This is a genomic window from Moorena sp. SIO3I6, assembly GCF_010672095.1.
In genome coordinates, this window is sequence record NZ_JAAHHU010000077.1 from 17,200 (window position 1) to 31,986 (window position 14,787).

At 43.5% G+C, this 14,787-nt stretch carries 13 protein-coding genes; 8 read left to right on the forward strand and 5 right to left on the reverse strand.

All coding sequences use genetic code 11. The features are described from left to right. The first annotated feature begins 581 nt into the window (after positions 1 to 581). The 3 genes from F6K49_RS21240 (at position 582) to F6K49_RS21250 (ending at position 4,032) form a co-directional block, all read left to right on the forward strand. Entirely contained in the window at positions 582 to 794 is a 213-nt protein-coding gene (locus F6K49_RS21240; protein ID WP_293025816.1) for a hypothetical protein, read from the forward strand. A gap of 290 nt (positions 795 to 1,084) precedes the next feature. Further along, positions 1,085 to 2,023 carry a phosphate/phosphite/phosphonate ABC transporter substrate-binding protein gene (locus tag F6K49_RS21245; RefSeq protein WP_293099808.1) on the forward strand — a complete coding sequence of 313 codons (939 nt, stop codon included), beginning with the start codon at positions 1,085 to 1,087 and terminating at the stop codon, positions 2,021 to 2,023. Positions 2,024 to 2,076: 53 nt separating this feature from the next. Beyond that, positions 2,077 to 4,032, forward strand: coding sequence for an ATP-binding protein (locus F6K49_RS21250; protein WP_293099811.1), 1,956 nt, complete (start codon positions 2,077 to 2,079; stop codon positions 4,030 to 4,032). A 148-nt stretch (positions 4,033 to 4,180) separates the two neighbouring features. On the opposite strand, the gene F6K49_RS21255 is transcribed toward F6K49_RS21250, so the two are convergent. After that, complete coding sequence (locus F6K49_RS21255; RefSeq protein ID WP_293064568.1) at positions 4,181 to 5,533, reverse strand: TldD/PmbA family protein; 1,353 nt, start codon at positions 5,531 to 5,533, stop codon at positions 4,181 to 4,183. Between the two features lie 99 nt (positions 5,534 to 5,632). Between F6K49_RS21255 and F6K49_RS21260 the strand changes: the two genes are divergently transcribed. Beyond that, complete coding sequence (locus F6K49_RS21260; protein ID WP_293064571.1) at positions 5,633 to 7,024, forward strand: tetratricopeptide repeat protein; 1,392 nt, start codon at positions 5,633 to 5,635, stop codon at positions 7,022 to 7,024. Here the strand turns inward: F6K49_RS21260 and F6K49_RS21265 are convergent. Next, entirely contained in the window at positions 7,021 to 7,716 is a 696-nt protein-coding gene (locus tag F6K49_RS21265; RefSeq protein ID WP_293025826.1) for a TrkA family potassium uptake protein, read from the reverse strand. The genes F6K49_RS21260 and F6K49_RS21265 overlap by 4 nt on opposite strands. A gap of 119 nt (positions 7,717 to 7,835) precedes the next feature. Continuing rightward, positions 7,836 to 9,170: a TrkH family potassium uptake protein gene (locus F6K49_RS21270; RefSeq protein WP_293099818.1), complete on the reverse strand. Its 1,335-nt coding sequence runs from the start codon at positions 9,168 to 9,170 to the stop codon at positions 7,836 to 7,838. A gap of 180 nt (positions 9,171 to 9,350) precedes the next feature. Between F6K49_RS21270 and F6K49_RS21275 the strand changes: the two genes are divergently transcribed. The 4 genes from F6K49_RS21275 to F6K49_RS21290 all read left to right on the forward strand — a co-directional run bounded on the left by F6K49_RS21275 (position 9,351) and on the right by F6K49_RS21290 (position 12,370). After that, positions 9,351 to 10,214 (forward strand): methyltransferase domain-containing protein, encoded by an 864-nt coding sequence (locus F6K49_RS21275; protein ID WP_293018860.1) that lies wholly within the window; start codon positions 9,351 to 9,353, stop codon positions 10,212 to 10,214. A 328-nt stretch (positions 10,215 to 10,542) separates the two neighbouring features. After that, positions 10,543 to 11,223: an actin-binding WH2 domain-containing protein gene (locus F6K49_RS21280; protein WP_075897757.1), complete on the forward strand. Its 681-nt coding sequence runs from the start codon at positions 10,543 to 10,545 to the stop codon at positions 11,221 to 11,223. A 9-nt stretch (positions 11,224 to 11,232) separates the two neighbouring features. Beyond that, a complete protein-coding gene (locus F6K49_RS21285; protein WP_293018749.1) occupies positions 11,233 to 11,562 on the forward strand; it encodes a hypothetical protein in 330 nt (109 codons plus the stop codon). Between the two features lie 91 nt (positions 11,563 to 11,653). Next, positions 11,654 to 12,370: a hypothetical protein gene (locus tag F6K49_RS21290; RefSeq protein ID WP_293064579.1), complete on the forward strand. Its 717-nt coding sequence runs from the start codon at positions 11,654 to 11,656 to the stop codon at positions 12,368 to 12,370. Between the two features lie 201 nt (positions 12,371 to 12,571). Here the strand turns inward: F6K49_RS21290 and F6K49_RS21295 are convergent, their stop codons facing one another. Next, complete coding sequence (locus F6K49_RS21295; RefSeq protein ID WP_293080369.1) at positions 12,572 to 13,984, reverse strand: reverse transcriptase domain-containing protein; 1,413 nt, start codon at positions 13,982 to 13,984, stop codon at positions 12,572 to 12,574. A gap of 443 nt (positions 13,985 to 14,427) precedes the next feature. Continuing rightward, on the reverse strand, positions 14,428 to 14,787 hold a 360-nt coding region (locus F6K49_RS21300), incomplete at its 5' end, for an SWIM zinc finger family protein (protein ID WP_293099823.1).

A 14,787-nucleotide genomic window follows, 5' to 3' on the forward strand; every position in this document is an offset into this window, starting at 1 on the left:
TAATCATAATTACTAGTTTTTTTTATAGTTTTATATATAACCAACTAGCTATTGTTTATTTTTTTTTAAACAATATATTAAATCTTATTAATGTATAGCAGAGTGTGAAATGCCGCCATTATCAATAGTAGTTAGGGTAGTTAACCTTGTTACGCCAAATTTATAGCGTCGATCTAGTTATACTACCAAGTAGAATTATTCAATTTAAACTTAATACTGGAACGAATAAAAATAAACTTAATATTAAACAATTTAATATTAAGTTTATTATGTCGTTATTATTTGATAGTTAGCTTCCTATTGTTAATGGTAATATATTCCTTAGATTTTTTTTTTAAACTAAAGCAACAAAAAAAACAATTATAAACTCTAAAAAAATACAATAATGCAATTCGATATACTCTACTATAAGGTGTACCTTCAGAGCCCATAAATATTAAGATATATAACCAATTGCTAGTAAGTAGATAATGTTAGGTCACGACATAAAGTGATACCATATAAAATAGCTCCTAGGTTCTACCACACTAAATGCATCTACTCCGATGCTCAAGAGTCATTGTCTAACCGGGAGGTAATCTATGACTTCTCAAGAAACCGGAGCTTCGAGCTATGCAAGTTCTGCTTTAGGACAGGGTGTCTATGGGGAGGTGAAACTGGTGAAACTAAGGTACTCTCAAAGAGATGATTTTTCGGAGGCTTCACCAAAAGGACAAGGAAAAGGGCTTGGGGTAATAGGAATACCTTTTACCTTTGTCCATCAGGCGAGCGTGTCATTCCCTGTAAGCATGTAACTCGCTCTAGCCCAACTGCACTAGGGTGTTCTAGGATTAAGTTTTCCTGTATTGATCTTCACCTAACCCAAGGAATTAGTAAGGCATCTACAGTTCAAGGGGATAACCGAATCAGTGAATTTACCTATGGGCTTTTGTGTTGAGGTAGATTGTCCTGCAGGAAATCGCTATTCTGAGGTAGATTCACTGAAAACTTTGCTAAGTTTGCTAAGGTAGCCATCCTGACATGGCTAATCCTAGTATCTACCTGTGAAGACATCGGTTCTAACTGTAATTGAGAGTAGGACACTATGTTAACCAAGCTGTTAGGAAAAGTTCTGCTCGTTGGTATGCTCACTTCCTTAGTGAGCTGTAGTCAACCAGCCGAACAATCAAACCCTAGCTTAGAGCCATCGACAATTTCTGAAGACACTAAGGTGATTGTATTAGGTGATATTTCAAAGAATCCAGCCAAAAAGATCCGCCGCTTCCAGCCCCTGGCAAATTACCTGGCTGAGAAGTTGAGTGAGTTCGATATTAACACTGGCGAAGTAAAAATTGCCTCCGATTTTCCTACCATGATCAGCTGGCTCAAAGAAGGGGAGGTACACCTATACTTCGATAGTCTCTACCCAGCCATGAGGATTAATCAAGAGTCTGGTGCTCAACCAATTTTGCGCCGCTGGAAACGGGGTGATGCTGAGTACCACACGATTATCTTTACTATGAAAGACCGAGGGATTAAATCCCTAGCTGACCTCAAGGGTAAGAAGGTCGCGTTTGATGATAGACAATCGACCTCTGGCTATATGTTACCTATGGCTGCTCTCATTGAAGCAGGTTTGAAGCCTAATGAAAAGGGATCAGCCAGTGATGTAGTTGCAGCTAATGAGGTGGGGTATATCTTCAGTGATGATGATGAAAATACTATCCAATGGGTGATTAGCTCAAAGGCAGACGCTGGTGCAGTGGATAACCAGACTTTCGAGCAAGTCCCGGAGGATGTCCGGGACGCCATGACTATTTTGGCTGAGACGGACAAGGTGCCTAGGCAAGTCGTGATGGTTCCAGGCAATATGGATCCTGAGTTAATGGCTCAGCTCAAGAGTATTCTGACTACCATGCATAACGACCCCAAGGGCAAAGAAGTGCTGACTAAGTTCCAGAAGACTGCTAAGTTTGATGAATTCCTAACTCTACAGGGGTTGGAAAGGATGCAACAATTATACAACATTGTTGAGAATCGGTAAATTGCATGGGCAGATTTAGCTGGAGACAATGGCCATTAGCCACTAAACTGACAATGACTATGACTAGCTTGGTCATTGTGGCAGTGGCTAGTGTCACCATGCTATCTCTGCACCGTGAGCAACAAACCTTTCGTAAAGAACTCAAGCAACAGGCGAATCTATTGCTTAATACTCTGATCTTAGTGACTGCTGATGCGCTCTACCTTGCAGATGCTGATGCTTTGGAGCAGGTCATGGAGCAGCTGGGGGATCAGGGGTTAGTGGAGGAGGGTTTCATATACCAAAAAGATGGACGGATCGTAGCCAAAGCCGATTCGGTAGACGGTCAGGTGTATAGTCTCGAGAGTAACTCTGTTGGCCAGGAGCTGCTAAGGCTAAAACCTGATAAGATATATGTTGAGTGGGATGCTGACCAACTTACTGTTGGGAAAGCAGTGATTCTCGGGAATCAGACAGTGGGAGCGATTAGTGTCGGACTGTCTACAGCTCCCCTGAATAATAAAATTGCTGCGGTACGTAATCAAGGTCTAGTGGTGGCAGTAACCGCAGCGGCTGCCGGTACCCTGTTGGCACTGCTGCTGAGTCGGTCAATCACTGAACCATTGCAACAGATGACTGCTGCAACCAAGCGTTTGGCTGCTGGGGACTTGAACCAGAAGATTACTGTTCACACCAAGGATGAGCTAGCGATGTTGGCAGATTCCTTCAACCGGATGACTTCCCGGCTGCGAAAAGTCATTGAAAATTTGGAACAGCGAGCTGAAGCTCTGCGCCAAAGTGAAGGGAAAAATCGAGCCTTGCTCAATGCTATCCCGGATTTAATGTTGCACTTTAGTCACGATGGTATATTTCTAGATTATAAAGCGGCAAGGAATCATAGCTCTTTTGGGTTTGGAGATCAAGTCTTGGGTAAAACGGTGTATAATGTATTACCACAAGGGATAGCTCAACTTTATATCAGCAATGTTCAGCAAGCTTTGGAAACTGGGGAGATCCAAATCTTTGAACATGAGAGGTTTATTAATGGCCAACGCCGCCATTTTGAAGCACGGATTGTGGTCAGTGGAGATAAAGAAGTGCTGACCATTGTCCGGGATATTACGGAGAACAAGTTGGCTCAGATTGAGTTGCAACAGGCAAAAGAAGCGGCTGAAGAAGCCAACCATGCCAAGAGTGCGTTTATGGCTAGTATGAGCCATGAGCTACGGACACCCCTGAACGGTATTCTGGGCTTAAGTCAGTTGCTTTGGGAAGATGCCGAGGAGTTAGGCTATGACGAGTTCGTCTCTGACTTAAAGGAGATTTGGAACTCTGGTACGCACCTGCTCACACTGATCAGTGATGTTCTAGACATTTCAAAGATTGAAGCAGGCAAGATGAACCTCTACTTAGAGAGCTTTGATGTTACCACCCTGATAGTGGAATTGGAAAGCCTTGCTAAGCCACTGATGCAGAAAAAGAACAATAGTCTAAAGATCAGCAGTGCTGACTCTCTCGGGACAATGGTGGCTGACCGGACTAAGCTCAAGCAGGTTCTGTTAAACTTGCTAAGTAATGCTGCCAAATTCACTGAGACAGGCACGATTACTTTTAGCATTAAGCGTGAAGGAAGTAACCATAGGAATGGCAAGAACGAACTCATTTTGGAGTTATCCCAACCTTATTCGAGATCCTCAAGTGCTTCCTACACCACAATCGATATCCCTACTTCCCACAATACCTTAGCAAATCTCGAATCTGATGATTGGTTGATCTTCTCGGTAGCTGATACTGGCATTGGTATGACTCCAGAACAGCTAAACAAAGTATTTCAACCATTTACCCAGGCAGATAATTCAACCACCAAAAAGTATGGTGGAACGGGTTTAGGTCTTTCCATCAGCCAACGCTTCTGCGACATGATGGGTTGTCAAATTATGGTGGAAAGCGAGATTGGTGTTGGCTCCAGCTTTACCATCCGTTGTCCTGCTGTAGTAAATGACCCCAAAGCAGAAACACCTAAGGGCTAAATGGGTAATGGGTTAAGTGAAGGCAAAAGGTAAAAGGTAAAGTTTTCACATTTGAGCTTTCACATTTGAGCTTTCACATTTGAGCTTTCACATTTCACATGACAGCTTTCTTATTTAATTCTTCATATTTCATCATTCATGATTTGCCTCAAATGCTGTCAGTGATACTATCAAAGTTAAATGCCTTGACCCGAACTCCTGGAACTACGATGTTACCGTAGCGCTGTACTTGGCTTAGGGCATCGATTTCTTTTAACATTTGAGGCAGGCTTTGGTTAAAGCGCAGGTTTTTAATCGGGTAGGCAATCTGACCGTCTTCAATCCAGAATGTGCCGTCACGGGTCATACCTGTGACTTCTAGGGTTTTGGGATTAACATAGCGCACATACCAAGCACGATTTACCAAAATACCTCGCTCTGTCTGGGCAATCAGGTCAGCTAGACTTTGGCTAGAACCGGACATGACAATGGGAAACAATAGTCCGGTGGGATCTTTGCCTTTCTGAGCTGCCCAATAGCGGCTATAGTAAAGGATTTGGGGAATACCGTCCTTAATCACCTCGGTATAGCGATTACTCAATCCATCCCGAAAGCAAGTGCCTAATTGAAGTAGGGGATGAGCAGGGTGGCGTTGTACCTGCACTATCGGGCTAAACATTGGCTGACCCAAGCGGTTACCAGTAGGCTTACCGGTTTGATCACTATGGGACATAAAGGAGCGTCCTTCATCGGCTGCCCGAGCATCCATATTCCAGATTACCCAAGACAGCAATTCCGCAAAGGCAGCACCATCAAATATAACTGGGTAGGTACCTGGATTCACCTTACGGGGGTGACGTGAGGCTTTAGCTCGTTCAATTAGAGCTGTTATCGATGACTTCTCTAAAATCGGTAACTGCTCTACGGCAAAGGCAGTGCTTTGACTCCAACTCGAACCATCGTCTATACGGGCTGTAACGCTACAATCTGCCTCTGTACCTTGGTCTAACGCTCGTAACCCTTGGGAGTTGCCCACAACTCGTAAAAAGGCTTGAGTACTAAGCTTACCAGACCCTTCGACTCCTGCCTTAGCAGTTAAGGTACATACTCCCTTGACCATTTCTCCCCGTTCCAAGGGGGAAAGGGTAGCAGTGGCTTGATCGAAGGCTGGGGTGCGTTGCTCATAATCCTGGGCTTCCAGTAGGGGTACCCATTCAGGATCTTCTGGGGCAATGCGAGCCAGTTGTTCTGAACGTTGGATAGTTTGGGCTATTGCCTCTGGGTCTAGTTCTGTTGTGGTAGCAGAGGCACAACGCTTACCGAAATAACTGGTAATGGTAAGTTGGCAGCGTTGGCGGCTGATATTCTGGGTAATCTGATTTTCCGAGAAGCGGCTAAGAAATTCGTCACCAAGGCTGAGACTGACGAATACCCCTTCTGCCTGGGATTGGGCAATGACTGAATCGACTAAGGATAGGGCTTGATCTTTGCGATCGCATATCGGAGCAGCAGCTAGGGTCATTTCCTGTGGGGATGGGCTTGATAAGCGGCGAATTATTCTAGTAAAAAAATATTATCCTGTAGTATACCAAAAATGTCTCAGCATATAGGAAAAGGGTGAATGAGAACGATACCGCTGCTAGCTGCCACTATCATCAGTTTTGGTTTGACAAGTGTTGGTCAAGCTCAAGGTAAAGAGATTCCTGAGTATAAAGGAACCAAGCAGTTGATGGAAGGTCCATACTCCAATAACCTGGATGCGGCTTCATACTTTCAAGTTGGCGTGAAACTGTACGGACGTCGGGACTTTCCTGGGGCAGAGCGCGCTTTTCGTAAAGCCCTTGAGTTTGACCCCTATATGGCCATGGGACGTTACTTGTTGGCGAATACGTTTTTGCAGCAGGGTAAGAACCAGCTGGCATTGGAACAATACCAAATTGCTATTGCCCTTGACCCAACCTTGTCACAAGCTTATTACAACTTAGGCATTGCTTTTTACAAGGAAGGGGCACCCGATAGTGCGATCGCTGCTTATCGACAGGCGTTGTCTTTCAATCCTGAATCAGCCGATATTTATTATAACTTAGGGTTAGCTCTGGAATCTCAGGGTAATCAAGAACAGGCGATCGAACACTACCAAGCCACCATTCGCCTAGACCCAGATTATGGCAAAGCCTACTATAACATGGGACTGATTTTAGTCGAGCAAGACCAGATTGGACCAGCAACTACTGCACTCAGACAAGCAGTTCGCACTCAACCTAAATTGGTAAAAGCACACTACCAGTTGGGACTATTACTGGTGGAGCAAGGGGAAAAGTCAGCGGCAGAGGAATCCTTTAGGGAAGCAGTTAAGGTTGACCCGAACTTGGCCCCGGCTCAGTATCAATTAGCGGTAATTTTGTTTGAGAAAGGGGAGTTGGCGGAAGCGATTACTCGGTTTCGCTTGGTGACGGAACTGGAACCGGAAAATGTGGATGCTTACCGACAGCTAGGGGCAGCACTCACAGCCAATGGTGAGTACGCCGAAGCAGTTACCACACTCAAATTAGCTGTGCAACTGGATCCTTACCACGCCTTGACCCACTACAACCTTGGTGTTGCTCTACAACAGCAAGAACAGTATGAGGAAGCCATGGCTGAATATCAGCAAGCTCTTAGCCTGTCTCCGGCATTAGCAGAAGGTCATTACAACTTGGGTGTAGTTTTAGAAAAGTCTCAACAGCGAGAGGAAGCTCTCTCTTCTTTGGTCAAAGCTAGAGAGTTATTCGCCTTTGCTGGTAATGAGGAAAAGGTGACAGAGGTTGATGAGTACATCAAGCAGCTAGAAGCACAAGACAAGTTGGTTGATACTCAAGAAACTCCTGAGGTAGACTCTCCTAAAATTCCACAGATGAAGTCTCCTGAAATTCTGGAGGTAGAATCCCAAGAAACTCCTAAGGTAGAGTCCACTGAAACTGAACAGATGGAACCGGAAAAGTCTGAACCAGACAGAGGGATTCCTAAGCTTTAAATGGGTAAGCGGTCAATATCAGGGTTGGAGCCAATAATAACCATAAGCATATCTTTGTACAGAGGTTGATTAGGGTCAGGGTTAATCTCAAATTCAGCATCTCCCTTAATAGCCAGGACAGTCAAGCCATAGCGCTTGCGCAATTCCAGTTCCAAAATGGTTTTGCCATCAAATTTTTCTGGCACTCTGACCTCGACAATACTGTGCTTAGAGTCTAGGTCAAACCATTCCAAAATGGATGGTTTGGTGAGGGAGCGTGCTAAAGCACAACCTGCGTCATTCTCAGGAAAAACTACATGATCGGCTCCTACCCGTTTTAACAGCTTGCCATGAACTTCTGAGGAAGCTTTAGCAATGACGTAAGGAACTCCTGCTTCTTTTAAGTTGAGGGTGGTGATAATGCTTTCTTGTAAATAGTTACCGATGGCAATAATTACTGTGTCAAATTCTAAAATCCCGGCTTCTTTCAATGCTAATGGTTCTTTTGAATCGAGCTGCACAGCATGGGAAGCTATTTTTTCGGTTAACACTTGGCAAACTAGTTTTTCATCAATATCAGTACCCAGAACCTCATAGCCAAGTTGGTATAGTGTGGAACAGACAGCTCGACCAAAACGCCCTAGTCCAATAACGGCAAACTGTTTATTTTCTTTGGGTAGGTTACGCAAAAACGTTAAAAATGATAGATTCACTTCGGCCTCCTTTGATAACTGCTATAGTAAGTTTTTATTACTTGTTCCTTGTTGATTTTTAAGTGTTAATTGCCATTGGAAATTTGCCATTACCAAGCCAGTATACCTTTTACCTAGGATTATCCCACAAGTAAGTTTTCTTCTGGATACTGAACTGCGCTGGGACGGGGTTCTCCTAGTAGGGATGCCATGAGCAACAAAACTCCAACCCTGCCAATGTACATCGTTCCAATTAACACTAGCTTTGCCCAGGTAGAAACGTCTGGGGTAATCCCTGTGGAAAGACCGACAGTAGCAAAGGCTGAGACAACTTCAAATAAAATCTCAATAAAATCCATATTTGGCTCAGCTAGGGAAATTAAAAGTGTTGAGAGAATTACTGTAGCGAATGATCCGACTAAGACTCCAATGGCTTTTAGAATTAGCTCAATTGGCACCTGGCGCTTATATAGATAAACCTCTTCTTTGCCTTGTAAAATTGCTTTGGTAGAACTAACTAAAATTCTTACTGTTGTAGTCTTGATGCCACCACCTGTTCCTCCTGGACTGGCTCCAAAAAACATCATTGCAATGGTAATAAATAACCCGGCTGTGGTCATTTTACCAATATCAATGGTGTTAAAGCCTGCGGTTCTGGTGGTCACTGACTGAAACCAGGCTTTGATAAATTTGTCTGATAATGTTGAAGGTCCTAGAGTGTTATAATTATTAAATTCGATGAATAAAAATGCGATTGCTCCCACTATCAACAAAAAGATAGTGGTGCTAGTGACTACTTTAAAATTCAGGGAAAATTCCAGAGACTGACGTCGTCGGAGCATGCGATCGCGCAACCAAAGATAAAACTCAAAAATTACCTGTTGACCAATGCCACCGCAGATAATTAGAGCTGTGATCACTAGGTTCAGTAGAAGAGATGACTGATAACTTGTTAAACTGTCTGGAAAAAGACTAAATCCAGCATTATTCCAAGCACTGATGCTATGAAAAATGGCTAACCAGAGTCCCTGGTATAATCCATAATCGGGAATAAACACTAGTAAAAGTAGAAAAATCCCTGTGATTTCAAAAATTATTGCTGTGGCAATGATGGAACGAATTAATGCTGCACTGTCTTGTAAACCTTGTCTATCTAAGGCTTGTTGAATGGCGATTTTCTGCTTTAATTTGAACTTGCGCCCCAGTATTAAAATGAGAAATGTGGTGGTGGTCATATAGCCCAAACCGCCAATTTGGAAGAGGGCAAGCACAATCAACTGTCCCCAAAAGGAAAAATAGGAGCCAGTATCGACAACCACTAGACCAGTAACACAGACAGCAGAGGTTGAGGTGAATAGTGCCACCATCGGGTTAGTCCATGTGCCATCACTAGCAGCAAATGGCATCATTAGCAAAACAGTTCCGATGGCAATTACGGAAAGGAATCCAAGGCAAATGGTTCGGGGAATAGTCATTGGTCATTTGTGATTTGTCTTTGTCCTTTGTCTTTGTCATTGTTCATTTGTGATTTACCATCTGTCAAGACCCTTTTCCCTTAGTAGCAGCCCACGGCCTGCCCCCGTCGAATTGGGTATGGTTTATGGAACTGAGAACCGCTATAGTTGGTGATACGGAACGATGCTACTGGACATAATATGACATTGAGTCTTGAAAAATTGAGTCTTGAAAAACAGATTCAGGAATTTTATGATGCCTCTTCTGGCTTGTGGGAAGCAGTTTGGGGTGAACATATGCACCATGGCTATTATGGCTGGGCGGGTACTGAGAGGAAAAACCGATATCAGGCACAAATTGACTTGATTGATGAATTGCTCTGTTGGGCTGAAGTGGAGCAAGCTAGTACTATTTTGGATGTCGGTTGTGGGATTGGTGGCAGTTCACTTTATCTAGCGCAACAGTTTGAAGCAAATGTTACTGGCATTACCTTAAGTCCAGTTCAAGCATCACGAGGAACTCAACGAGCGCAAGAGGCTGGGTTGGCGACACGGGTTCAGTTTCAGGTTGCTAATGCTTTGGATATGCCTTTTGCTGATGAAACGTTTGATTTTGTCTGGTCGATGGAGAGTGGAGAACATATGCCGGATAAGCAACAGTTTCTTCAAGAATGTTATCGGGTGCTTAAACCTGGGGGAAGGTTTTTAATGGCAACTTGGTGTCACCGTCCGATCACCTTGGCGACGGGACAATTGACAACAGATGAACAGCAGCATTTGGCTGAAATTTATCGGGTTTATTGTTTGCCTTATGTGATTTCGTTGCAGGAGTATGAGGAAATTGCTGGCAATTTGAATTTCCAAACTATTCGGACGGCGGATTGGTCAGATGCGGTTGAACCGTTTTGGGATATTGTGATTGATTCTGCTTTTGAGCCGAAAGCGATTTTAGGGTTGCTTAAAAGTAATTGGAAAATTGTGGAAGCGGCACTGTCGATGGGGTTGATGAGTCGAGGGTATCGCCGGGGGTTGATTCGTTATGGGTTGTTGTATGGCAGCAAGTGAGGATTGTAACGGAAATCATTTGCTGATACCTTGAGTTATCAAAATCAGTTGTATATGACCCAAATCTGATGATTCCTATGGGGTCATCCCATGTTAATTAGCAGTTTATTTTACGGAAAGGAGGTCAAATCCCGTGAAGTAATTATATATATAACAGTGAGTTAGTTGCCAATGGCAATTTGGCATGGGCAATGGTAAATCCATCGATTATTGTGGTAAGCACTAATGCTAGTAAAAATTAGTGCTATATTACTAGATTTTATCCTAGGTGGCTGAACGTGTTAGGTGGCTGTATCTTGTAGCTTTAAATTTTAATTAGGAGTAGGTCATGAACCACTTTACTGTGCTTATGGAGTTTTTGCGCGATCGCCAAAGATTCCTGAAGGAGGTTGACCAAGGGATTAGGATTGATATCAAGATTATCTCTTTATTGATTGCTAGCTCGGCATTTTTTGGGATTTATGGTGCAATTATCGGCTCGTTTAGTGGCCCCCTCCAGATTATCTCTTCAGCTATCAAATTACCGGCGCTATACCTTTTAACGCTGTTGATTTGTTTACCGACTTTATATTTTTTTGAGATTAGCTCAGGCTCTAAACGTAGTTTTGGGCAGTACCTAGCTTTGCTTTTGGCGGCGACATCTGTGATTAGTGTGATGCTATTTGGCTTTGCTCCTATCACTCTCTTTTTCCGTCTCTCGATTGATGATTATACATTTTTTCAGCTCTTAAATATAGTAATATTTGGCATCACTGGGTTAATTGGTGTCAATGTGTTTTACCAATGCATGGGATTGATCACTGAGCAAGAAGCTGAAGAAAACAAATATCGCACTAGGATTCTTAAAGCTTGGTTAGTGCTCTATGGATTTGTTGGTAGCCAATTGGGATGGACCCTCAGACCATTCTTCGGAGCTCCTGGGGAACCTTTTGCCCTATTTCGCGAGCTAGAGAGTAATTTTTATATGCATGTGTTGCAGTTAATTGGTAGAATGCTGGGTTGGGGTTAAGGCTTACTATTGATTTGCTATTTTGAAGCCACACTTGTGGCAGGTATAGCGCTGCGCGCAGCGCTATTTCTTATATCGATAACGGATGGGATTGCTTGGGTGCAAGTAAGAGGACTTGATTTCTTCGCAGTGTGGTTTGGGTGCATCTCATTAAAGCTATTTGACACGGTGGGTGGAACGGGCATCTTGGTGGAATGGGCATCTTGGTGGAATGGGCATCTTGCCCGTTTCATTTCCGGACGAGCTTTCCGAACAAGGCTCGAAGAGGGGGAAAATGAGGGCTCGCCCAAGGGTGGTGCGTTACGGGGCGGACTATGCCAACCCTGGCTACGAGGCTGAAAATAAGGGCAAGTCCGCCCCTAACGCACCCTACGCAAGTGATTGGGATTGGTACAAGATATCATAAAATGGTTAACAGGAGCGAGATGATATGTCATCAAATTTAGGTAATTTAGAGATTACGTCAGAGGATATCAGAAACCTGGTAGATCTGAATTTTGCTAAGCTGGTGGCTATTGATTTTTGTCGGGGGTTTATATTTAAGAAGCCTAAGAATATGTTATCGATTCTGTTAACTGAGATATTTATATTGGGTCTGAGTTTAATTTTATTTTTGCCTCCAATCCTGATTTTTATGAAAAATTCAGGCAATTTGCCTGAAGACCAGGCTGGGATAACTGGGCTATTTACTATACTGGTGGGATTGTTTGTTTCAGGGATAGTGATTGGTAATGTATATCTTTATAAACAAGGAAAGCGAATTAAGTCTTTGGTTAGGTTAATGGATCAGGTTGATAACTATAATGGTGTGATTAAAGCGATTGATTTAGCTGAACGAATAGAGGCAATTGAGGGCTCAATTACTGAGTTCAAGCACTCTGAAAGCCGGAGAAAAGTAATTAAATCTCTCGCTATTACTAAAAAAAGTTTAGTTAATGCTTTACAAGTGGAAAATTTAATCAGAAGTCATAATAATTTAATTGAAGGTCGTCAGGCATTGTTAAGCAATCTTGATGATAATTTGGCTACTTTGATGGCTTTTGATCTGAGTGAGGAAACTGGTGAGTATGGTCGCTTACTGAATCAGTCTCTTCAGATTGGTATGAGTGTACATAAGGAGGTGATAAATTTACGAGGTAAGCGGTAAGTTGTTCGGGTAGCGTGGCCTTTTGGCCAAAGTTGTCTATCAGAATGAAGAATGTAGAATGTAGAATGTAGAATGCACAATTCTTAATTCTTAATTCTTAATTCTTAATTCTTAATTCTTAATTCTTAATTCTTAATTCTTAATTCTTAATTCTTAATTCTTAATTCTTAATTCTTAATTCAAAAATAAGTAAGCTGAGACCTAATGCTGATTAGATAACCATTTCTCTTTGATGCGTTGGATTTGTGCTTGAAACGGGGCTGCTTTTTCGGGATTGACCATGGCGATGAAGTTGGCGTAGCCTTGAATGGCTGCGATTACATTACTGGAGTTTCCCCAGTGTTTGCTGTCTGGACCGTCTTTTTCGATTTGATAGAGGGTAGCACGGAAGCGTTTTAATTGTTTTCTGGAAATATTGAGATGGTGGTTGACTACAATTCCTGTTACTTCTTGCTGTTGGGATTTGCGTAGGATTCGGGTCTTTTGTTGATTGATAGTAAACCCTTCGTTAGCTACTACGGAGCTGGTGCGTTTTAGGAGTTTACCGATAAAGCGGAGGCTATCACCGGAGGCGGAGAAGGTGAGGTCATCGGCATAGCGGGTGTAAATAAAGCCTAAGTCTGTGGCTAGGTTGGTTAGTCGGTGGTCTAAACGACGGCACAATATGTTGGTAATGGCTGGTGAAGCAGGGGAGCCTTGGGGGAGGTGGCGATCGCTTGTGGCTACGTAGTAGGTTTTGCTATCTAGTTCGACTTCTTCGATGTCGGCTTCTGTACATAGTAATCCAAATAGTGTTGCTGCTGCTTCTGAATAACCGAATGACCGGAAAAGTCCTTTGACTCGTGGGTAGGAAATGGATGGGAAGAAGTTTTTGAGGTCAATGTTGATAATGACATCAGCACCAACATGAGGCTGGGCGTTGGTTACTATGGAGCGATCGCGTCGAAAGCCGTGAGCTGCATTGTCTAGTTCTAGTTTTTCTAGTATGTTGCTGAGAATCCAGTGTTGTGCTTGTTTTAGTTTTGGTTTGGGTGCGGAAATTAATCGCTCTCCACCGGTTTTTTTGGGAATCTTGAAACGAATGTAGTGAGATATGGTGGCGGTTTTGCGATTAAATGCGAGAAAGCGTAGCTGTCCTAGGGTAATCCCCATGGCTTGACCAATTTCTTGAGCTGTGCTAAGCAGGGGTAATTTATAGGTTTCTAATCGTATGCGATCGCTTTCGGTATGGTTTAGACCTGGGGATACTTGCTCACCGAGATAGAGTATTTCCTGTTGCTGGCGTATAGCCCACGCTTGGGCACGTTCGAGCCGTTGTTGTTCCCGTCTTTCTTTGGTTTCCTGACGCTTACGCCTGGACTCTGCTAACCGTTCTTTTAGCAAGCGCTTACGCAGTGCTTGTTCGTTTTGTAGTTTCTTACTTTCTTGACGCAGTTGGGCTAGTTCTCGCTGGAGTTCTCCCCGCCGTCGAATTTCATCAGCTGGATCTTCTGGCATCTCACCTTGTGCTGGCCAAAATCCGTAGCGAATCATTTCTTCGAGGACGAATTCTTCTTTTCCAATTTGGCGGATGCGATCGTAGAGTTCCTGACGGGTACGGGGTTGGTCTGACATGGGTTTTTATAGCAGTTTGCAATTGGGTAAGGTACAAATTCTTGGGTTTTAGGGAGCAGGGAGCAGGGAGTAGGTAAGAAAGAAGAGGGAAGTCGGAAGATGGAAAAAATCCTGTGTACCTCATAGCTAGGAAAAAGGCTATAGTTTTTAAGGTTAGTTGAAGGTTATTTGTGATACCATTAATGATTAGCTCTATACAAAAAAATCACGCCTACTCCGTTGGTTACCCCTTCGTAAACTCCCTCGGACTAGACTGCTCAACTCAAGCGGGCTCGGGTGCTATCGCTAATTAGTTTTAAGAAAACGAAACCGTAATAGCGATAGCACCCGACAGCCCGCACAGTCACGAGCAGGCTAGTGATGCGTGGTTGAACTTATCGCAGGGACGGCGATCCACCGCCCAGATTGCAAGGCTGTTTACCAACTGGTGGAATGGACGTGATTTATTGATACTGACGAGCGTGCTGCATCCGCAACGCCAGAATGTGTTCACAAGGACCTTTGTACAGCTTATTTTGCTGATACCAATTACAGGTACACTCTGCTGCTATTATACGTTCATCACGATCAATTGTCAAAACGGGATTATAGGTTTTGCTTTTATCTGTGACATTTCCCTGTAGCTGGAGTGTACCTCCAGCGTCTTTTACTGAGGTTACTTGTACGGCATTGTTACTTAAGAAGCGGGTTGCTGTTTCTTCTCGCTGATTGGCAAACCGTAACCGTTCCATGGGTAAGGGCTCTCGGGAGAGTTCCCGGACTCGATATACTTGCTTGTTTAAGTCGTAAATGGCTCGTCCGGC

Coding starts and splice junctions, on each gene's coding strand:
- F6K49_RS21240 (WP_293025816.1), top strand. CDS start 582: ATGACTTCTCAAGAAACCGGAGCTTCGAGCTATGCAAGTTCTGCTTTA.
- F6K49_RS21255 (WP_293064568.1), bottom strand. CDS start 5,533: ATGACCCTAGCTGCTGCTCCGATATGCGATCGCAAAGATCAAGCCCTA.
- F6K49_RS21275 (WP_293018860.1), top strand. CDS start 9,351: ATGACATTGAGTCTTGAAAAATTGAGTCTTGAAAAACAGATTCAGGAA.
- F6K49_RS21280 (WP_075897757.1), top strand. CDS start 10,543: ATGAACCACTTTACTGTGCTTATGGAGTTTTTGCGCGATCGCCAAAGA.
- F6K49_RS21290 (WP_293064579.1), top strand. CDS start 11,654: ATGTCATCAAATTTAGGTAATTTAGAGATTACGTCAGAGGATATCAGA.
- F6K49_RS21270 (WP_293099818.1), bottom strand. CDS start 9,170: ATGACTATTCCCCGAACCATTTGCCTTGGATTCCTTTCCGTAATTGCC.
- F6K49_RS21245 (WP_293099808.1), top strand. CDS start 1,085: ATGTTAACCAAGCTGTTAGGAAAAGTTCTGCTCGTTGGTATGCTCACT.
- F6K49_RS21260 (WP_293064571.1), top strand. CDS start 5,633: ATGAGAACGATACCGCTGCTAGCTGCCACTATCATCAGTTTTGGTTTG.
- F6K49_RS21295 (WP_293080369.1), bottom strand. CDS start 13,984: ATGTCAGACCAACCCCGTACCCGTCAGGAACTCTACGATCGCATCCGC.
- F6K49_RS21250 (WP_293099811.1), top strand. CDS start 2,077: ATGACTATGACTAGCTTGGTCATTGTGGCAGTGGCTAGTGTCACCATG.